The sequence below is a fragment of the Stenotrophomonas sp. YJH_SMC_19 genome (assembly GCF_059367915.1).
Window position 1 is genome coordinate 50,144 of record NZ_JCAFRI010000024.1, and the last position, 20,602, is coordinate 70,745.

The 20,602-nt window shown below is 68.2% G+C and carries 17 protein-coding genes; all 17 read left to right on the plus strand.

Annotation, left to right across the window (positions count from 1 at the left end):
- Positions 1-71: 71 nt before the first annotated feature.
- Positions 72-2,321 carry a CocE/NonD family hydrolase gene (locus AC5P5R_RS19185; protein WP_100438504.1) on the plus strand — a complete coding sequence of 750 codons (2,250 nt, stop codon included), beginning with the start codon at positions 72-74 and terminating at the stop codon, positions 2,319-2,321.
- A gap of 84 nt (positions 2,322-2,405) precedes the next feature.
- Positions 2,406-3,536 (plus strand): flagellar biosynthesis protein FlhB, encoded by a 1,131-nt coding sequence (flhB, locus tag AC5P5R_RS19190; protein WP_100438503.1) that lies wholly within the window; start codon positions 2,406-2,408, stop codon positions 3,534-3,536.
- Positions 3,537-3,580: 44 nt separating this feature from the next.
- Entirely contained in the window at positions 3,581-5,641 is a 2,061-nt protein-coding gene (gene flhA, locus AC5P5R_RS19195) for a flagellar biosynthesis protein FlhA (RefSeq protein ID WP_171956755.1), read from the plus strand.
- Positions 5,642-5,786: 145 nt separating this feature from the next.
- The gene (flhF, locus tag AC5P5R_RS19200; RefSeq protein ID WP_164281659.1) at positions 5,787-7,403 is read left to right on the plus strand and encodes a flagellar biosynthesis GTPase FlhF; all 1,617 of its coding nucleotides are present in this window, start codon (positions 5,787-5,789) and stop codon (positions 7,401-7,403) included.
- Complete coding sequence (locus AC5P5R_RS19205) at positions 7,390-8,277, plus strand: MinD/ParA family ATP-binding protein (protein WP_005409532.1); 888 nt, start codon at positions 7,390-7,392, stop codon at positions 8,275-8,277. Before flhF ends, AC5P5R_RS19205 begins: the two co-directional genes overlap by 14 nt.
- Entirely contained in the window at positions 8,274-9,017 is a 744-nt protein-coding gene (locus AC5P5R_RS19210; RefSeq protein WP_005413248.1) for an RNA polymerase sigma factor FliA, read from the plus strand. The genes AC5P5R_RS19205 and AC5P5R_RS19210 overlap by 4 nt, the downstream gene beginning before the upstream one ends.
- 57 nt (positions 9,018-9,074) lie before the next feature.
- On the plus strand, positions 9,075-9,467 hold the full coding sequence (gene cheY, locus AC5P5R_RS19215; protein ID WP_005413247.1) for a chemotaxis response regulator CheY: 393 nt from the start codon (positions 9,075-9,077) through the stop codon (positions 9,465-9,467).
- Positions 9,467-10,072 (plus strand): protein phosphatase CheZ, encoded by a 606-nt coding sequence (locus AC5P5R_RS19220; protein ID WP_010482455.1) that lies wholly within the window; start codon positions 9,467-9,469, stop codon positions 10,070-10,072. The genes cheY and AC5P5R_RS19220 overlap by 1 nt, the downstream gene beginning before the upstream one ends.
- Before the next feature lie 2 nt (positions 10,073-10,074).
- On the plus strand, positions 10,075-11,904 hold the full coding sequence (locus tag AC5P5R_RS19225) for a chemotaxis protein CheA (RefSeq protein ID WP_100438500.1): 1,830 nt from the start codon (positions 10,075-10,077) through the stop codon (positions 11,902-11,904).
- 101 nt (positions 11,905-12,005) lie between these two features.
- Positions 12,006-12,746 carry a flagellar motor protein gene (locus tag AC5P5R_RS19230; RefSeq protein ID WP_005409527.1) on the plus strand — a complete coding sequence of 247 codons (741 nt, stop codon included), beginning with the start codon at positions 12,006-12,008 and terminating at the stop codon, positions 12,744-12,746.
- A gap of 1 nt (position 12,747) precedes the next feature.
- Complete coding sequence (gene motD / locus AC5P5R_RS19235) at positions 12,748-13,764, plus strand: flagellar motor protein MotD (RefSeq protein ID WP_012480097.1); 1,017 nt, start codon at positions 12,748-12,750, stop codon at positions 13,762-13,764.
- Positions 13,765-13,768: 4 nt separating this feature from the next.
- Positions 13,769-14,551 (plus strand): ParA family protein, encoded by a 783-nt coding sequence (locus AC5P5R_RS19240; protein ID WP_005413243.1) that lies wholly within the window; start codon positions 13,769-13,771, stop codon positions 14,549-14,551.
- Entirely contained in the window at positions 14,548-15,762 is a 1,215-nt protein-coding gene (locus AC5P5R_RS19245) for a chemotaxis protein CheW (RefSeq protein WP_088431243.1), read from the plus strand. Before AC5P5R_RS19240 ends, AC5P5R_RS19245 begins: the two co-directional genes overlap by 4 nt.
- A 286-nt stretch (positions 15,763-16,048) precedes the next feature.
- Entirely contained in the window at positions 16,049-16,357 is a 309-nt protein-coding gene (locus AC5P5R_RS19250) for an STAS domain-containing protein (protein WP_012480094.1), read from the plus strand.
- Complete coding sequence (locus AC5P5R_RS19255) at positions 16,354-16,719, plus strand: response regulator (protein ID WP_005409521.1); 366 nt, start codon at positions 16,354-16,356, stop codon at positions 16,717-16,719. The genes AC5P5R_RS19250 and AC5P5R_RS19255 overlap by 4 nt, the downstream gene beginning before the upstream one ends.
- Before the next feature lie 45 nt (positions 16,720-16,764).
- Entirely contained in the window at positions 16,765-18,756 is a 1,992-nt protein-coding gene (locus AC5P5R_RS19260) for a chemotaxis protein CheA (RefSeq protein WP_005409520.1), read from the plus strand.
- A gap of 370 nt (positions 18,757-19,126) precedes the next feature.
- Positions 19,127-20,602 (plus strand): MCP four helix bundle domain-containing protein (locus AC5P5R_RS19265; protein WP_495205396.1); only part of this gene is annotated, 1,476 nt, incomplete at its 3' end.

A 20,602-nucleotide genomic window follows, 5' to 3' on the forward strand; every position in this document is an offset into this window, starting at 1 on the left:
CATTGGTTGGCCTTCGGTAGATCCACGCCACGCGTGGATGCGCCGTTCCACCCTCATCCCAGGAAGCGCCCGTGGCCCTACGCACCCCCCTTGCTGGCCTGTTGCTGGCCCTTGCTGTTGGCCACGCTGCTGCCGCTGATCTGCCGTGGTCATTGCCAGCCGATGCTTCCCCGGCCCAGGTCGACGCTGCCCTGCAGGCCCTTGGCAAGGGCGTGCTGAAGTCGCCCAGCCTGACCGATGTACAGCGCGGCCACGCGTTGGTGGCGGCGGGCCAGACGGCCGAAGCGCGGCAATCGATCCAGCAGGCACGCGCATCGCTTGCAAGCGACGGTGATACCGCAGCAGTGCAACGCTGGGTACCGATGCTGCTGCTCGTCACCGCCGGCGAGCAGGACGCAGCGGAGTATGCGCGCGCCTTCCACGCCACCTTCGCCGCCCTCGACGACGTTGCCGCGATGCAGGCCGGTGCCGCACTCTCGGTTGAGCCAGCCCCGGTGCGCGCCCAGCTGGAGCAGGCCGTCGCGGCACAGGCGGGGGCGACGACCATTGCCGAGGCTGTCGCCCTGGAACTGCTGCGCCTGCGGGCGGTACTGCGTGCGCAGACCCTGGCCGCTGCCCTGGCCCCTCCGCTGGTCGCGGCGGAAGAGCAGCGCCGCTTCGCCATCGACGACGCATTGCGCATCCCCGTTGGCGATGGCGTCGTGCTGTCGGCGCAGCTGGCCCGCCCTCGCGCCGCATCGGTGCCCCTGCCTGCGGCCATGCTGTTCACCATCTACACCGATCCACCCAAGAACCGGCAGAAGATGCTGCTGGCCGCCGCGCATGGCTACGCCGGCATCGTGGTCGATGCGCGCGGCAAGGGCCAGGGCAGCGGCACCATCGCCCCCTACGAGCATGACGGCGCGGACGCCAACGCGGCCATCGACTGGATCAGCCGCCAGCCATGGAGCGATGGCCGGGTGGCCATGTATGGCGGCAGCTACGAGGGCTTTACTGCCTGGGCGGCGGCGCGCCATCACCATCCCGCATTGAAGACCATCGTGCCCTACGTTGCCGCCATCCCCGGCCAGGGCCTGCCGATGGAGAACAACGTGTTCCTGAGTGCCAACTACGGTTGGGCGTTCTATGTGGCCAATGGCCCGATGCTGGACAACGACACCTACAACCAGAACGAACGCTGGTCACAGCTGCCCCGCCGCTGGTATGCCTCCGGCCGCCCTTACCGGCAGATCGACCAGATCGACGGCACGCCCAACCCCTGGCTGCAGCGCTGGCTCGATCACCCGACGTACGATGCCTACTGGCAGTCGATGGTTCCCTATGGCGACCAGTTCGACGACATCCGCATCCCGGTGCTGACCATCACCGGGTACTACGACGACGGCCAGATCTCGGCACTGCAGTACTTCAAGGACCACCTGCGGCACCGCCCCGATGCCGACCATGCCCTGCTGATCGGCCCCTACGACCACCGCGGTGCGCAGTCGGCGCTCAAGCCGATGCAGCTACGTGGCCATGAGCTGGATCCTGTCGCGCAGTTCGACACGCCCGCACTGACCTTCCAGTGGCTGGACCATATGCTGCGCGGCGCCCCTCGCCCGGCGCTGGTGCCCGACCGCGTAAACTACCAGCTGATGGGCGCCAACCGCTGGGGGCATGCGGCAACACTGGACGCCGCCGCGGGTGCCCATCGCCGCTACCACCTGTCGGCCGCACCCGCTTCGCCCGATGGCTACCACCGCCTGCAGGAACAGCCGCCAGCGCCGGGCCAGCTGGAGCAGACCGTGGACATGGCCGACCGCAACGAAATGCGGCACGGCTACTACCCGTTCCCCATCGTCGCAGCACAGGATGAAGCCGACACCGCGCTGGCCTATGTCTCGGAACCCTTCACCGGACCGATGGATCTGGTGGGCAGCTTCTCCGGCGACCTGAAGGTGCGGATCAACAAGCGCGACTTCGATTTCACCGTCACCCTGTACGAGCTGATGGCCGATGGACACCGGATGCAGCTGTCCTATTACATGGGCCGGGCCAGCCACGTGCGTGACCCGGGTACGCGCCAGTTGCTGCAGCCCGGCCAATGGACCCACCTGCCCTTCGATCGCACGCGCATGGTCGCCCGCCGCCTGGCTGCCGGCAGCCGCCTGCTGGTGAAGGTGGATGTGCTGAAGGACGCCATGCACCAGGTCAACCACGGCAGCGGCCGCGATGTCAGCGATGAATCGGCCGCCGATGCGGGCGCCCCGCTGCAGGTGGATTGGCACAGCGACAGTGTTCTGACGATTCCCCTGCACCCCACCAGCGACACCCCCCAGTAGAGCCACGCCATGCGTGGATAGGCAACGGCTCATCACGGAACACTTCTTGCACGCACCCCGGCATCCCCTGCCGCAGTGCCTGTGATGTCCGAGAACGAATCCGCCGGCGAAAAGACCGAACAACCTACCGAAAAACGCCTGCGCGACGCCCGTGAACAAGGCAACCTGCCGCGCTCGCGCGAACTCGGCACCGCCGCCGTGTTCGGCGCCGGCGTGCTGGCGGTGATGGCCATGAGCGGCTCGATCGGCCGTGGCGCCAGTGCCTGGATGAAGCACGCGCTCAGCCCGGAACAGAGCCTGCGGCAGAACCCGAAGGAACTGTTCGGCCACTTCGGCGACCTGCTGCTGCAGTTCATGCTGGTGATCGCACCGCTGGTGCTGGTCTGCCTGCTGGCCAGCTTCGTCGCCCCGTTGGTGATGGGCGGCCTGCGCTGGTCGCAGAAGGCGTTGCTGCCCGACATCAACCGCATGAACCCGATGAGCGGGCTCAAGCGCCTGTATGGCCCGGAGGCCATTGCCGAGTTCACCAAATCGCTGCTGCGCGTGGCCTTCGTCGGCGTCGCCGCCGGGCTGGTGGTCTGGACCGGCTTCGACACCCTGCGCGGGCTGATCCACCACCCGCTGGAAACCGCCATCACCGATGGCCTGGGCTTCACCCTGCGCCTGCTGCTGGCCACCGCCGGCGCGATGCTGGTGCTGGCCGCCATCGATGCGCCCTACCAGCGCTGGAACTGGATGCGCAAGCTGAAGATGACCCGTGAAGAGCTGCGCCGGGAAATGAAGGAAAGCGAGGGCAGCCCCGAGGTGAAGGGCCGCATCCGCCAGCTGCAGCAGCAGATGGCCAACCGCCGGATGATGGAGGCAGTGCCCACCGCCGACGTGGTGGTGGTCAACCCGACGCACTACGCGGTGGCCCTGAAGTACGAAGGTGGCGCCATGAACGCCCCCACCGTGGTCGCCCTGGGCGTGGACGAAACCGCCCTGCGCATCCGTGAAGTGGCCGACGGCAACAAGGTCGCGATCGTCTCCGCCCCGCCTTTGGCACGCGCCTTGTATCGGGAAGGCCAACTCGGAAAGGAAATCCCCGTGAGACTGTATTCGGCCGTCGCCCAGGTCCTGTCCTACGTCTACCAGCTGCGCGCCTCGCGCACTGGCCCGATGCCGGACGCCCCGCACATCCAGGTGGATGAATTCGGCAAGGGGGGCCGCCCGTGAGCGCCCAGCCCTCCACCGGCTTCAACACCCGCCGCGCCCTGGAAATGATCCGCCAGGGCCTTGGCGCACCGCTGATCGTGCTGGCCCTGCTGGCCATGGTCGTGGTCCCGCTGGCCGCGCCGGTGCTCGATGCGCTGTTCACCTTCAACATCGCCATCTCGCTGATGGTGCTGCTGGCGGTGGTCTACGTGAAGCGCCCGCTGGACTTCACCATCTTCCCGATCGTGCTGCTGATCACCACCATGCTGCGTCTGGCGCTGAACGTGGCCTCCACCCGCGTGATCCTGCTCAACGGCCAGAACGGCCACGACGCCGCGGGCAAGGTCATCGCCGCCTTCGGCGAATTCGTGATCGGCGGCAACTATGCGGTCGGCATCGTGGTGTTCGCGATCCTGACCATCATCAACTTCGTGGTGATCACCAAGGGCGCTGGCCGCGTCTCGGAAGTGACCGCGCGCTTCATCCTGGACGCGATGCCCGGCAAGCAGATGGCGATCGACGCCGACCTCAACGCCGGTTTGCTGACGCGTGAAGAAGCCAAGCTGCGCCGCGAGGAAGTGCGCGAGGAAGCCGACTTCTACGGCGCGATGGATGGTGCCAGCAAGTTCATCCGCGGTGACGCCATCGCCGGCATCCTGATCCTGTTCATCAACATGCTCGGCGGCCTGGCCGTGGGCGTGCTGCAGCATGGCATGCCGTTCGGCGAAGCCGCTGCCACCTACACCCTGCTGTCCATCGGTGACGGCCTGGTGGCGCAGCTGCCGGCCCTGCTGGTCTCCAGCGCGGTGGCGATGCTGGTGACCCGCGCCTCGCGCTCGCAGGACATGGCCCAGGCGATGACCGGCCAGGTGTTCGGCCAGTACCGCGCGCTGGCGATCACCGCCGGCATCATCGGCGTGGTCGGCCTGGTGCCGGGCATGCCCAACGTCGCTTTCCTGACGCTGGCCGCGATCCTCGGCTTCATCGCCTGGAAGGTCTACCGCAAGGGCAAGGCCGCAGCCACCGACCCGGCAGCCGCCGGCAATGAGGCGGCCGCACTCAACGCACTCGGCCGCCCGGCGGCACCTGCGCCGACCGCCGAACTGAGCTGGGACGAACTGCGCCCGGTCGATCCGCTGGGCCTGGAGGTCGGCTACCGGCTGATCCCGCTGGTGGACAGCAACCAGGGCGGCGAACTGATGGCGCGCATCAAGGGCGTGCGCCGCAAGCTGACCCAGGACGTCGGCTTCCTGATCCCGTCGGTGCATATCCGCGACAACCTGGAACTGCCCGCCAACGGCTACCGCGTGCTGGTGCACGGCGTGCCGGTGGCCACCGCCGAGATCCACCCCGACCGCGAACTGGCGCTGGACCCGGGCAGCGCGCTGGGCACCCTGGAGGGCATTGCCGGCAAGGATCCCGCGTTCGGCCTGGATGCCACCTGGATCCAGCCGCACCAGCGTGCCCAGGCTGAAACGCTGGGCTACACCGTGGTCGACCCGGCCACCGTGGTGGCCACCCACCTCTCGCACCTGATCCGCGAACATGCGCCGGAACTGCTCGGCCACGAGGAAGTGCAGCACCTGCTGGCCAACCTGGCCAAGAGCGCGCCCAAGCTCGTCGAAGATCTGACGCCGAAGGCGCTGCCGCTGTCGGCGGTGGTGCGCGTGCTGCAGAACCTGCTGGTCGAGCGCATCCCGATCCGCCAGCTGCGCAAGATCGCCGAGGCGCTGGTCGAACACGCGCCCAGCAGCCAGGACCCGGCGGTGCTGACCGCCGCCGTGCGCACCGCGCTGGGCCGCTTCATCGTGCAGGAGATCGCCGGAATGTCGGCGGAGCTGCCGGTGTTCACCCTCAACCCGCAATTGGAACGTGTCTTGCAGGAGTCCACGCAGGGCAACGGCGCCGCGCTGGAACCCGGACTCGCAGAGCGACTGCACCAGAGCCTGGCCGAATGTGTCAGCAAGCAGGAAGCGCGAAACGAGCCGGCGGTCGTGCTGGTACCGGGCCCGGTGCGCGCCGCGCTGGCCCGCCTGGTCCGCCACAGCGTTCCGTCGTTGTCGGTCCTGGCCTACAGCGAGGTGCCGGAGGACAAGCGCCTGAAGCTGGTCGGAACGATCAGCTGACGCCGCCCACCGATGCGCCAGAAAACAGACACCACCTTCGAACCAACGCAACAGACAGATACCAAGGGGAACCCGCACCGTGCAGACCACCGACCACCCGAGTTCTCCGACCGCCACCCCGCCGTCTTCGTCCCGTGACCACAGCATGAAAATCAAACGATTCGTCGCCGCCGACATGCGCTCGGCCATGAACCTGGTGCGCAAGGAACATGGTCCTGACGCCGTGATCCTGTCCAACCGCCGGATCGAGGAAGGCGTCGAGATCGTCGCCGCGGCCAACTACGACGAGAGCGCCGTGCAGCGTGCACTGGAAGCCTCGCGCCGTGATGTCGCACCGCCGCCGGCACCCAAGCCGCGCACCGCTGCCGACGCGGTGATCGCCGCGGTCACCCGCCGCCGCAGCAGCACCCCGGCGCCGGAACCGGTCGCCGCCACCACCTCGGCGGTGGCCGCCCTCGCCCGTGCGGCCGTTGGGGCCACCGGCCGTACCCTGGACAGCGCCGACGAGATCGTGCCGACCCGTGGCAGCACTGGCTTCGCCGCCACCCTGGCGCGCGCCGCCGTCAACAAACCGGCGCTGCCCGAACAGAGCTTCGCCCCGTTCGCCGAGGCCATCGTTGCACCGGCCGCCACCGTGCCGGCCAACCGCGCCCGCTTCCAGATCGACCCGCCGCGCGAGATGCATCACGAAAGCGTGGCCCCGGCCGTGCAGCCGCCACCGCTGCCGACCGCTGCCGTGACCGAAGCGCAGCCCGGGATCGCCGCCAGCGAACCGGCAGCGGCCGAAGCCGCCGGCGAAGCCAGCCCGGCCCCCATGCTGGCCCTGGCACCGACGCTGACCGTGGTTGCCCAGGACGACGCCGAGATCCGCCAGCTGCGCCAGGAAGTGGCCGGCATGCGCCAGGTGATCGAGCGCGAGATGAACCGCTTCACCGACGAGCGCCTGCGTGGCAGCCCGGTGCGCGCCACCGCGCTGGACCTGATGGACGAGTACGGTTTCGACGCCGGCCTGGCCCGCGACGTGGCCATGCAGATCCCGCTGGAGACCGAAGCCCATCGTGGCCGCGGCCTGATGCTGGGGCTGATCTCGCGCAAGCTGCCGATCGCCCCGGTCGACCCGCTGGAGGAAGGCGGCGTGATCGCCTTGGTCGGCCCGACCGGCGCCGGCAAGACCACCACCATCGCCAAGCTGGCCTCGCGCTTCGCCGAGAAGCATGCGCCGCGCGATGTGGCCCTGGTCACCACCGACACCACCCGCATCGGCGCCCGCGAGCAGCTGTACGGCTACGGCCGCCAGCTCGGCATCGCGGTGCACGAGGCCAACAGCGGCACCGACCTGGACCAGCTGCTGGAACGCCTGAAGGACTACAAGCTGGTGCTGATCGACACCGCCGGCCTGGGCCCGCGCGACCGCGCGCTGGCCGCGCAGCTGCAGTGGCTGCGCGCCGCCCGCCAGGTACGCACCCTGCTGGTGCTGCCGGCCAACACCAGCTTCGGCGACATGGACGAGGTGGTCCGCCGCTTCGGCGCCGCCAACCTGCAGGGCCTGGTGTTGAGCAAGCTGGACGAGACCGGCCGCTTCGGCAACGCCCTGTCAGTGGCCGTGGACCACGCCCTGCCGATCACCTGGGTGACCGATGGCCAGGACGTTCCGGAGGACCTGCACCGGGCCAGTGCGGCCAATCTCGTACTTCGCCTTGAAGATTTGCGCCGCGCGGCCGATATGCCCTGCAACCCGGAGTTGAACCATGCCGTCGCGTGAGTACGCCAAGCTGACCAAGACCTTCCCGCTGTCGGCCACCCGCAGCGAGCCGCTCGGCCCTGTGCGCACCATTGCCGTCACTGGCGGCAAGGGCGGCGTGGGCAAGACGAATGTGTCCGCCAACCTGGCGGTGGCACTGGCCGGGATGGGCAAGCGCACGCTGCTGCTGGACGCCGATCTGGGCCTGGCCAACATCGACGTGATCCTGGGGCTGAACCCGACCTTCACGCTGGCCGACCTGGTCGCCGGCCGCTGCTCGCTGGACGACGTCATCGTCGAAGGCCCGAACGGCGTGCTGGTGGTGCCGGCCGCGTCCGGCCGCCGGCACATGGCCGAGCTGGCCCCGGCAGAGCACGTCGGCCTGGTCAACGTGTTCTCCGAGCTGGAACGCGAACTGGACATCATGGTGGTGGACACCGCCGCAGGCATCACCGACGGCGTGCTGACCTTCTGCCAGGCCGCGCAGGACACCGTGGTGGTGGTCTGTGACGAGCCGGCCTCGATCACCGACGCCTACGCGCTGATCAAGGTGCTGTCGCGCGAACGCGGCGTGGACCGCATCCAGGTAGTGGCCAACATGGTGCGCGACCCCAACGAGGGCCGCGTGCTGTACGAAAAGCTGACCCGCGTCTGCGAGAAGTTCCTCGCCGATGTCTCGCTGAACTACCTGGGCTGCGTGCCGCAGGACGACTGGCTGCGCCTGTCGGTGCAGCGCCAGCAGCCGGTGGTGAAGGCCTACCCGTCCAGCCCGGCCGCGCTGGCGATCACCGAGATCGCGCGTCGCACCGCACGCTGGCAGGCGCCGACCGAACCGCGTGGCGGCGTCGAGTTCTTCCTCGAGCGCATCCTCAAGCAGCGCGGGGTGGCCGCATGAAAGGCGCAGCCCAGTACAGGGAAGTCCAGCGCTCGGCGGCCAACGAGGTCATCGCCCAGCATTCGGACCTGGTGCGGCGCATCGCCCACCACCTGGCCGCGCGGTTGCCGGCCAGCGTTGAAGTGGACGACCTGATCCAGGCCGGCATGATGGGCCTGATAGAAGCGTCGCGCAGCTACGACGCCGACCAGGGCGCCTCGTTCGAGACCTATGCCTCGATCCGCATCCGCGGTTCGATGATCGACGAGATCCGCCGTGGCGACTGGGTGCCGCGCTCCGTGCACCGCCGTGCACGCGATGCCGCCGCCACCATCCGCCGCCTGGAACAGAGCAGCGGCCGCGCCGCCAGCGCCACCGAAGTGGCCGCCGCGATGGAGATGCCGCTGCCCGAATACCTGCGGTTGATGGAAGACGCCGCACGTGGCCAGGTGCTGAGCCTGGAGTCGCGCATCGAGGACCAGGGCGAGCTGGACACCGTCGCCCAGGGCGGCCCGACCCCGCAGCAGGTACTGGAGCGTGGTGAGTTCGGCCGCGAGCTGGGCAAGGCCATCGGCCACCTGCCCGAGCGCGAACAGCTGGTGCTCTCGCTCTACTACGAGCAGGAACTGAACCTGAAGGAGATCGGCGCGGTGCTCGGCGTGAGCGAGTCGCGGGTCTGCCAGATCCACGGCCAGGCGGTGCTGCGCCTGCGTGGCCGGCTCAAGATTTTCGAGGCGGCGGACGCCGGCCTGGAAGAATGAACATGCCCGAGGCGGCTGCCCCCGGCCGCCCGGAATGAACAACAAAGGAACTCTGCTTTGAACAAGAACATGCGCATCCTGATCGTCGATGACTTCTCGACCATGCGTCGGATCGTCAAGAACCTGCTGGGCGATCTGGGCTTCACCAATACCGCCGAAGCCGAGGACGGGCATGCCGCGCTGTCGCTGCTGCAGAGCCAGCCGTTCGATTTCGTGGTCACCGACTGGAACATGCCGGTGATGACCGGCATCGAGCTGCTGAAGGCGATCCGTGCCGATGCCAAGCTTAAGACCCTGCCAGTGCTGATGGTCACCGCCGAAGCCAAGCGCGAACAGATCATCGAAGCCGCCCAGAACGGCGTGAACGGCTACATCATCAAGCCGTTCACTGCGCAGACGCTGGAAGAGAAGCTCGGCAAGATCTTCGAACGCCTGGCGGCCAGCGCCTGATGGATACCACGGTCGACAAGAGCGCCCTCGCCCTGCGCCTGCAGGAAGCCCTGGACGCACTCGAGTCCGGTGACGAGGCCGCCTGGCGGCAGCGCATCGACGGACTGGTCGCGCTGCGTACGCAGCCGATGATGAGCGGCCTCTCGCGGCTGGCCCGCGAGCTGGGGCAGGCACTGGGTGAGCTGCCGACCGTGCCCAGCGAGGCCGGTGAGCTGGACGACGCCTGCGCACGCCTGGACCACGTGGTGGCAATGACCGAACAGGCCACGCACCGCACCCTGGACCTGGCCGAGGAATGCCGCAGCCTGACCGAACAGCTGCGTGCTGAAGGCCTGCAGCCGGGCCAGGACGCGCAGCTCGAGCGCATCCGCCACAACCTGACCGAGATCGCCCTGACCCAGAGCTACCAGGACCTGACCGGGCAGATCATCCGTCGCGTGGTCGGCATCGTCCGCCGCGTGCACGAGGGCTTCGGCGCACTCGGCCTGCCGCCGGAACAGCATCGCACCGACCCGGAACTGGCCGGGCCGGCACTGAAGGGACTGGACCGCCACGCGGTCTCGCAGAACGACGCCGACGACCTGTTGTCGGATCTGGGGCTGTAAGCATGAGCGCGGTATCCGACGACATCACTGCCGACTTCATCATCGAGGCACAGGAAATCCTGGATCGCCTGGGCGAACAGCTGGTGTCGCTGGAGCAGGCACCGCAGGACACCGAGCAGCTCAACGCGGTGTTCCGTGGATACCACACGCTCAAGGGCGGTGCCGGCTTCCTTGGCGTCACCGCGATGGTCGAACTGTGCCACGCCGCTGAAGAGGCCCTGGGCATCGCGCGTGCCGGGCAGGCGGTGCTGCAGGCCCACCACTTCGACGCCGCCCAGCAATCGCTGGACTACCTGCAGTCGATGCTGGACGCCGTGTCCTCCGGCACCGAGCCAGGCTATGCGCCGCCGGACCTGATCGCGCAGTTCGACATGAACGGTGGCACTGCCGCGCCGGTCGCTGCGGCCGCCCCTGCGGCAGCTGGCAGCGACCTGATCACCGACGACGAATTCGAGGCCCTGCTCGACCAGCTGCATGGCGGCAACGCACCGACCGCGGTCGCGCCGGCCCGGAAGGCCGACGACGGCCTGATCAGCGAAGACGAGTTCGAAGCGCTGCTGGACCAGCTGCACGGTGGCGCTGCGCCAGGCGCGAAGCCTGCTGCCACCGTCGTGGCGGCACCTGCCGCTGCACCGCGCCCGGCGCCCGTACCGGCGCCCGCCGCCAAGCCGGCGGCCAAGCCGATGGCCGAGGCCGAGCACACCGTGCGCGTGGACACCAAGCGCCTGGATGCGATCGTCAACCTGATCGGCGAACTGGTGCTTTCCCGAAACCGCCTGAAGACCCTGCGTGCACGCCTGCGCGACGAGGAGCTGGACCGCGCCGTATCGACGCTGGACATCGCCACTGCCCGCCTGCAGTCGGCAGTGATGCGTACCCGCATGCAGCCGGTGGGCAAGGTGTTCTCGCGCTTCCCCAAGGTCGCCCGCGACGTCGCCCGCTCGCTGAAGAAGGAAGTGGACCTGGAGCTGGTCGGCGCCGAAACCGAACTCGACCGCAACCTGGTCGAAGCACTGGCCGATCCGCTGGTGCACCTGGTCCGCAACGCCATCGACCATGGCGTGGAAATGCCCGATCTGCGCGAAGCACAAGGCAAGCCCCGGATGGGCCATGTACGCCTGTCGGCGCAGCAGGAAGGCGACTACGTCAGCATCGAGGTGCAGGACGATGGCGCCGGCATCGACCCGGAGAAGCTGCGCGCGAAGGCGCGTGAGAAAGGCCTGATCGATCCGGAAGCCGCCGCCCGCCTGAGCAGCGAGGAGTGCCTGCACCTGGTGTTCCTGCCGGGCTTCTCGACCAAGCAGCAGGTCACCGACATCTCCGGCCGTGGCGTCGGCATGGACGTGGTGCAGTCGCGCATCCGCGAACTGAGCGGCCAGATCCAGATCCAGTCGGAACTGGGTCGTGGCAGCCGCTTCCTGATCCGCGTGCCGCTCACCCTCGCGATCCTGCCGACTCTGCTGGTGCAGGCCGGCGAGGACGTCTACGCGCTACCGCTGGCACGCGTGATGGAAGTGCTTCACGCGCCGCGCACCTCGCTGGGCTGGTTCGATGGCCGCGCCGTGCTTGATCGCCGCTCGCACACCCTGCCGCTGGTCGACCTGCGCCAGTGGCTGGATGTGACGCCGGCCGCGTCAACCCTGCTGACCATCGTGGTGCTGCAGGCCGGCGAAGCGCGCTTCGGCCTGGTCGTGGACCAGGTACGCGGGCGCGAGGAAGTGGTCATCAAGCCACTGCCAAAAGCCCTGCGCGGCCTGCGCGGTTATGCCGGTGCAACGTTGATCGGCGATGGTCGCATGGCACTGATCCTGGACGTGGACGGCATACGCTGAACGCCGCCGGGCATGGCCCGGCGACCCGAAAACTGTGACTACCGTCTGTACGCATTCTCCCGGTGTCTCAAGTCCCATTCATACAAGCCGATACCGGAACCATGGATAGACTCAGCCTCATTGGACTCTTTCTCGCCCTGGCCTCGCTGGTCGGTGGCAGCATCCTCAAGGGCGCCGGCCTGGCGTCGTTGTGGTCGCCTGCGGCGTTCGTGATCGTCATCGTCGGTACCGTTGCCGCGATCCTGCTTCACACCTCGCCGGCGGTGTTCAAGCATGCGTTCAAGATCGTGCGCTGGGTCGTGCGCCCGCCGCACAGCGATCGCCGCGAACTGATCCAGCAGATCGTCGAGTGGAGCAACATCGCCCGCCGCCAGGGCCTGCTGGGCCTGGAATCGCAGGTGGAAGCGCAGCAGGACCCGTTCCTGCGCAAGGGCCTGCAGCTGCTGGTGGACGGCGTTGAACCCGAATCGATGCGTCACATGCTGGAGATCGAACTGGGCAGCCAGGAGCACCAGGACCAGGCCGGTGCCAAGGTCTTCGAAGCGATGGGCATCTACGCGCCCACGCTCGGCATCATCGGTGCCGTGCTCGGCCTGATCGCGGTGATGAAGAACCTGGCCGACCCGAGCAAACTCGGCCACGGCATCGCCGCCGCGTTCACCGCCACCATCTACGGCATCGCCTCGGCCAATCTGCTGTTCCTGCCGATCGCCGCCAAGCTCAAGAGTGTGATCTCGCACAACACCCGCGACCGCGAAATGGTCATCGAAGGCCTGATTTCGATCGCCCAGGGCGAGAACCCGCGCAACATCGAAACCAACCTCTCCGGCTTCCTGCACTGACATGGCCCGCCGCAAGCACCACGAAGAGCACGCCAACCATGAAGCATGGGCGATCCCCTATGCCGACCTGATGACGTTGCTGCTCGCCTTCTTCGTGGTCATGTACGCGATCTCCTCGGTCAACGAGGGCAAGTACCGGATCATGGCCGACGCGCTCACCGATGCCTTCGGCGGCGCACCGCGCACCATCAATCCGGTGCAGGTGGGTAACAAGCAGGTGCAGGGTGGCGGCTGGGACAGCCCCTCGGTGATCAAGTCCGGCACCAAGATCGGCCCCTCCGCGCCCGCGCCGTCGCACGACCCGACCCTGCTGCCGTCGATGGCCTCGCAGATGCGCATGCCGGTCTCCGTGCACAACCAGGAGCAGATCGCCCGTGCCGAGCGCCAGCTCAACAGCATCGCCGACCGCCTCACCGCCGCACTGGCGCCGCTGATCGACCGCGGCATGATCAGCGTGCGCCGCACCGAGTTGTGGATCGAAGTGGAGATCAACAGCGACATCCTGTTCCCCACCGGCTCGGCCGCGCTGGACGTGCATGCACGGCAGACGCTGGCCAGCCTGGCCGAGGTGCTGCGCGACGTGCCCAACAGCGTGCGCGTGGAAGGCCATACCGACAACGTGCCGATCGCCACCGCCACCTTCCCTTCGAACTGGGAACTGTCGGCCGGACGCGCCGCCAGCGTGGTGCACCTGTTCGCCGACCAGGGCGTGCAGCCATCACGGCTGGCGATGGTTGGCTATGGCCAGTTCCGTCCGCGCGAAGAGAACGACAGCGCGCAGGGGCGCAACCGCAACCGCCGGGTGATGGTCATCATCCTGGCCGACACCTCGCACTCGGTGGATCCGCTTGGCCAGCGCCTCAATGCGGCCACCGGCGCCGTCGACGACAACACCACCGAACAGGCCGCCGCAACTCCGGCTACCGCCCCCACCTCCCCCATCGCACCGGTGAAGTTGCCGCCGGTGCCGGCTGGCAGCCGCGTCGGCGCCGCCGTTCCCCCGGCAATGAAGGAGTAAACCGATGCGCATCTGGGCAGTCGCCAACCAGAAGGGCGGAGTCGGCAAGACCACCACCACCCTCGCCCTCGGCCGCGGCCTGGCCGCACTTGGCCATCGCGTGCTGCTGATCGACCTCGATCCGCATGCCTCGCTCAGCCGCGCCTTCGGCGTGCCGGTGGATCCGCCACCGGCGGGCGTGCTGGAACTGTTCGGCGCCCCGCCGGCCGATCTTTCCAGCCTGTGCCATGCCAGCAGCATCCACGGCCTGGACTACGTCTGCGCGCAGTCGGCGCTGGCCACGCTGGAGCGCCGCAGCGCCAACCAGCCCGGCCTCGGCCTGGCCCTGCAGAACGCACTGGCGCGTCACCAGGGCCAGCACGACTACATCCTGCTGGACTGTGCCCCCACCCTTGGCCTGTTGATGATCAACGCGCTGGCCGCTGCCGACCGCCTGATCATTCCCACCCAGGCCGAGCCGCTGGCCCTGCATGGCCTGGACGGCATGGTCCGCACCGGCGAGATGGTCGAGCGCTCGCGCCGCCGCCCGCTGCCGATCTCGATCCTGCCGACCCTGTTCGACCGCCGCACCCGCGCCGGCAACGAGTCGCTGCGCACGATGCAGGATCGCCATGGCACCCGCGTGTGGGAAGACGCCATTCCGATCGACACCCGCATCAGCAATGCCGCAGGCCTGACCCTGCCCAGCGTTGGTGAGGACTACCCGGGCCGCGGCCTGGCCGCCTATCGCCGCGCACTGAACTGGATCCTCGGTGAGGATGCTCGTGCCCTGGAGCAGGCCGCATGAACAGCACCGGCGTACTGGACGACTACCTGGACGAACTGCTGGGCGAAGCGATCGCCCCGGCGGCCGTCGTGCTGCCAACGCCGGACAGCGCCGCCCCGGCTCCGGACAGCACATCGGAACCGGAACGCGAGCCGACCTGGGATGACCTGCCGGCCGAGGTGATCTACGAAACCGACACCGTTGCCGCGGGGCCTGCCGTGGACAACGCCGCGCTCGAAGCCGCCTTCGAGGCGGCCACAACGGCCGAGCGCGAACCCACCTGGGACGATCTGCCCCCCGAAGTGATCTATGAGACGGACACTGTTGCCGCTGCCCCGGCACAGGACGAGGCAGCACTGGAAGCCGCCTTCGAGGCCGCCGCAATGCCGGTCGCCGCTCCCGAGCGCGAACCGACCTGGGATGACCTGCCTGACGAGGTGATCCACGAGACGACCCCGGCCCAGGCCGGCCCGGAGCCCACCTGGGACGACCTGCCCGACGAAGTGATCTACGAGACCGACGCGGCCGACAGCCATCAGCTCGCCCACACTGACAGCCCCGGTCTGCAGGCTGCGTTCGAAGCCGCTGCCGGTGGCGAGGATGTCCCCACGCCGCCACCCGCCGTGGTTGCGCCCCCGGCACCGCGCCCTGCACCCGCGCCCGCCCCGGCCGCGCGTGCTGCCGCCGCGCCGCCGCCCCGCGTTGCCCTGGATGCCCCGGCCACCAACCGTCCCGGTACCTGGCAGGAGCTGCAGGCGCAGGCGCACCAGCCCGCCAGCAGCCCGCACCCGCAGAACCGCCGCGCCGGCGAGCGCACCTCGCGCTGGCTGCGCCTGCGCTGCGGGACCCAGGCCTATGCGCTGGAACTGTTGAAAGTTCAGGAAGTGGTGTTGCCGGTGCCGCTGCTGCCGTTGCGCGGCACGGCACCGGCGATGCTCGGGATCATGAACCTGCGTGGCCAGGTGGTGCCGGTGATGGACCTCGGGCTGCACCTCGGCGCCGCAGCGGCAGAAGACGATGCCCAGACCCGCATCGTGGTGCTGGAAGAGGACGGCGAGACCATCGGCCTGCGCGTGTCGGCAGTGGAAGATGTCGCCAACCTCACCGATTCACAGATCGAACCCCCGGATACCGCCCGCATCTGCCAGATCTCCAATGATCTGTTCCGCGGCGTCGCCCGGGTCAGCCAGCGCCCGATGATCCTGCTGGACGCCACACGGCTGCTGAGTTGATCTGGAAAAAAGGGGACGGAGGGGATTACGTCGCAAGTGGCTCGGCGCTTTGCGCCGAAGCGGTGCCTGTCGGGGACGCAAGGAGTTGATCCGTTGGATCAACACCTTGCGTCCCCACTGCGCGGTCGCCGTTGCCGAGGGGGCTGCAGTAGAGCCAGGTCGCTTGCGACTTGATCCCCGCCGTCCCCTTTTCAGCTGCGACCGCATCGACGCACCGCGTCGATTCCTCTAAAGAACCCCGCCGGGGTGCCGTTATGGATCACGGAACCGTTTGTCCGGAGCAACGATGAGCACTGTCGAACTGGGTGAGGATCTCGGCATCGAGAGCAGCACCGAGCTCAAGAACCGCCTCGCCCCGCTGGTGGCGCAGGCAGGCGAGCTGACCCTGGATGCAAGCCAGGTCGCCCGCATCCACACGGCCGCCGTGCAGGTGCTGTGTGCATTCGTGCAGGCCCGCCGCGATGCAGGCCTGGGCACCGGCTTCCACGGTTGCACCGCAACCTTCCGTGACGCCGCACGCCTGCTGGGCGTCACCCAGGCCCTGGGCCTGGACGTAACCCATGACAACCTGAAATCTGTGGAGAACGCTGCATGAGCGCACGTATCTTGGTGGTGGACGATTCGGCGTCGATGCGCCAGATGGTTTCCTTCGCCCTCACCTCGGCCGGTTTTGCCGTCGAAGAAGCCGAAGACGGCGCGGTCGCGCTGGGTCGCGCCAAGGGCCAGCGCTTCAACGCGGTGGTCACCGACGTCAACATGCCGAACATGGACGGCATCGCGCTGATCCGCGAACTGCGCCAGCTGCCGGACTACAAGTTCACCCCGCTGCTGATGCTGACCACCGAATCGGCCGCCGACAAGAAGTCCGAAGGCAAGGCCGCCGGTGCCACCGGTTGGCTGGTCAAGCCGTTCAATCCGGAACAGCTGGTCGCCACCGTGCAGAAAGTGCTGGGCTGATCGCCCCGCACCGCTCCCCTTCTTCGCTTCCGGACCACCACTGCCATGAGCATGGACCTGCAACGCTTCCACGCCACCTTCTTCGAGGAGAGCCGCGAAGGCCTCGACGCGATGGAGGCCGGCCTGCTGGCCCTGGAATCGGGGCAGCAGGACGCGGAGATCATCAATTCGGTGTTCCGCGCCGCCCACTCGATCAAGGGCGGCGCCGGCACCTTCGGCTTCGATGCCATCGCCGGCCTGACCCACGTGCTGGAAACGCTGCTCGATGAGCTGCGTGCCGGCAAGCGCGCCCTGGAAGGCCATGCCGTCGATGCCATGCTGTCCTCGGTGGATGTACTGCGCGCCCTGCTGCGCGAAGCCGAACATGGCCAGGCCGCAGACCCCGCTGCGGTCGCCGCAGTGAAGGCGCGCCTCGAAGCCGTTCTCTCCGGCCAGGCCGCACCGAGCGCGCCGGCCGCTGCCGCAGCCAAGGTGGACGATACGCCGGAAGCCTGGCAGATCGGGTTCACCCCGGCACCCTCGCTGTTCATGAGCGGCAACGACCCGTTGCGCATCATCCGCGAACTGGAACACCTCGGCTCGCTGCAGGTGGCCGCGCGCATGGAACGCCTGCCGGGCTTCGCCCAGCTCGACCCGCTGGAGGCCCACCTGGCGTGGGACCTGGGCCTGGTCGGCAAGGTGCCGCGCAGCAAGATCGAAGACACCTTCGCCTGGGTGCTGGACGACTGCGAACTGGACATCCGTCCGGCCGCGCCGCCGAGCCTGGCAACCCAGGCGCCCGTTGCTGCATCCCCTTCCACACCTGCTGCCGTCGTGCCGGCAGCGCCTGCTGCGCCTGCCGCCGGCGGTGCTGCCACCCAGGAAGCCGAAACGTCGATCCGCGTCAGCGTCGACAAGGTCGATGCGCTGATCAACCTGGTCGGCGAACTGGTCATCACCCAGGCCATGCTCAAGCAGGTCTCGCACGCGCTGGACCCGGTCCACGCCGAGAGCCTGTTCGCCGGCCTGGACCAGCTGGAACGCAACACCCGCGATCTGCAGGAAGCGGTGATCGGCGTGCGCATGCTGCCGGTCGACGCGGTGTTCCGCCGCTTCCCGCGCCTGGTCCGCGACCTGTCCAGCCGCCTCGGCAAGCAGGTGCGCCTGCGCACCGTCGGCGAGGGCACCGAGCTGGACAAGGGGCTGATCGAGAAAATCGCCGATCCACTGGTGCACCTGGTGCGCAACTCGATCGACCACGGCCTGGAAATGCCCGACGTGCGTCGCGGCGCGGGCAAGGACGAAACCGGCACGATCACCCTGGCCGCTTCGCACCAGGGCGGCCATATCGTCATTGAAGTGAGCGACGACGGCCGCGGCCTGGATCGCGCCAAGATCCTGGCCAAGGCCACCGAACGCGGCCTGGCCGTACCGGACAACCCGACCGATTCGCAGGTCTGGGACCTGATCTTCCAGCCAGGCTTCTCCACTGCCGATGCGGTCACCGACCTGTCCGGGCGTGGCGTCGGCATGGACGTGGTTCGCCGCAACATCCAGGCACTGGGCGGTGAGGTCCAGATCGAAAGCAGCCTGGGTACTGGCACCCGCACGCTGATCCGCCTGCCGCTGACCCTGGCCATCCTCGACGGCATGACCGTGGCCGTTGCCGGCGAAACCCTGATCCTGCCGCTGGCCTATGTGCTTGAGGCGTTGCAGCCGCAGGCCGAGGACATTCGCAGCATGGCCGGCGAAGGCCGCGTGCTGCGCGTACGTGGCGAGTACCTGCCGATCCTCTCGCTGAGCGAGTACTACGGCTACGGCAACCGTGCGCCGGGCAGTGAATCGCTGGTGGTCGTGGTCGAAGGCGATGGCCAGAAGATCGCACTGGAAGTGGATGAACTGGTCGGCCAGCAGCAGGTGGTGGTGAAGAACATCGAGAACAACTACCGCCGTATCGGCGGGGTGTCCGGTGCCACCATCCTTGGCGACGGCCGCGTCGCGTTGATCGTCGACATTGGCGGACTGGTGCGCTCGTTGCGGATGCCGCAGGCCGCCTGATCCACGCTGCATGCGTGTACTGGACCGCCGCCCTTCGGGGCGGCGGTTTTTGTTTGTGCGCGCTCTACCAAGGGGGTCGGATCCCTTTCCGCAGGAAAGAGCTCCGACCCCATCCCTTCTGTGAACTCCGTCGCCATGGTGGTTGCGGGCGCAACTACTTCATCCAAGCGAAAGCACGCCGCTGCAACGCTTTCGCGCTGTCATCCCTACGCAACCGAATGTGATCTGCGTCCATAAAGTCCACGCGGACGGCGCCGTTATTTCGCAATGACGGTCGTCACCGAACCCCACCGGGCACCCCCGTTCGCTCTGCAACCACCCCCGAACCGGCGCACAGACGCCGGCACTCTGCCCACCTGGAGCACCCTGCATGAAGTGGTTCCAAGATCTGCCCATCGCCCGCAAGCTGGCCGTGGGGTTCACCCTCACCACCTTGATGACCGTCGTACTGGGCGCCTTCGCCCTGGTCCGCCTGTCCGAGGCCAACGCGCAGTTGAGCGCGATGGCCTCCAACGATATTCCGTCCGTGCAGTACCTCGGCGAAGTGCGCTCGCAGCTGGGTGAGTTCCGCACCTATGAGCTGGCCCAGCTGAGCATGCTGGACCAGCCCGAGAAGGTGGCCGACTACAACAAGCGCATGGATGACACCGCCGCCGTTGTGCGCGAACAGCTGGCCGCATACGCCAAGCTGCCGGCCGGCGCCAAGGAACGCGAGCTCTACCGCGCCGTGCAGGCCGACGTCGATGGCTACTTCGCAGCCAATGCCAAGCTGCGCGAAGCGGCCACCGCCGGCGATGGCGTCGTCGCACGGCAGATCTCCGACGACCAGTCGCGCCCGCTGCGCCGCAAGGCCTTTGAAGACCTCAAGGCACTGGGCGCGTACAGCAGCTCGCTGATGCAGGGCAAGATCGACAACGCCAATGCCACCCACCGCAACAGCATGCTGGCGATCATTGCCGCCGTCGTATTGCTGGTTGTGGTCGCCGCAACACTGGCGGTGGTCATCTCGCGCGCCGTGACCGGCCCCCTGGGCAAGGCCGTGAACGCCATCCAGGCCGTCGCACGCGGCGACCTCAGCGTCACCACCCAGAGCACCGGCAAGGACGAGGCTGGCCGCATGCTGGCGGCTACCGCCGACATGACCGCGATGCTGCGCCGCTTCAGCGAACAGACCCAGTTGATGGCACAGATGCATGCCGGCCCGGACATCAGCCACCGCATTCCGGAAGACTTCCCGGGCGTCTACGGCCAGCTGGCCAGCGGCATCAACACGGTGATCTTCGAACACCTCGATGCAATCGTCGATGCCATTGAAGTGCTCAACCAGTACGCCATCGGCAACCTCGCCCCGGACGCCCGCCGCCTGCCAGGCAGCCGCGCGATCCTGCACGAGTCGATGGACGCGGCCAAGGCCAGCCTGCTGGCCATCAACACGCAGATCCAGCAGCTGGCCTCGGCCGCCGCCGCCGGCGACTTCAGCCAGCGCGGTGATGCGCAGCGTTTCGATCACGATTTCCGCGTGATGATCGAGCAGCTCAACAGCATGATGCAGGTGGCCGACGGCAACCTCGGCCAGCTCTCGCAGCTGCTGCAGTCGATCGCCGCCGGCGACCTGACCGCACGCATGGACGGCCAGTTCAACGGCGTGTTCGCGCGCATGCGTGACGACGCCAACACCACCGTCGCACAGCTCACCCAGATCGTCGGCCAGATCCAGGCCAGTGCCTCCAGCATCACCCTCGCCGCTGGCGAGATCGCGTCCGGCAACAGCGACCTGTCGCGCCGTACCGAGCAGCAGGCCGCCAACCTGGAAGAGACCGCCGCCTCGATGGAGGAACTGACCTCC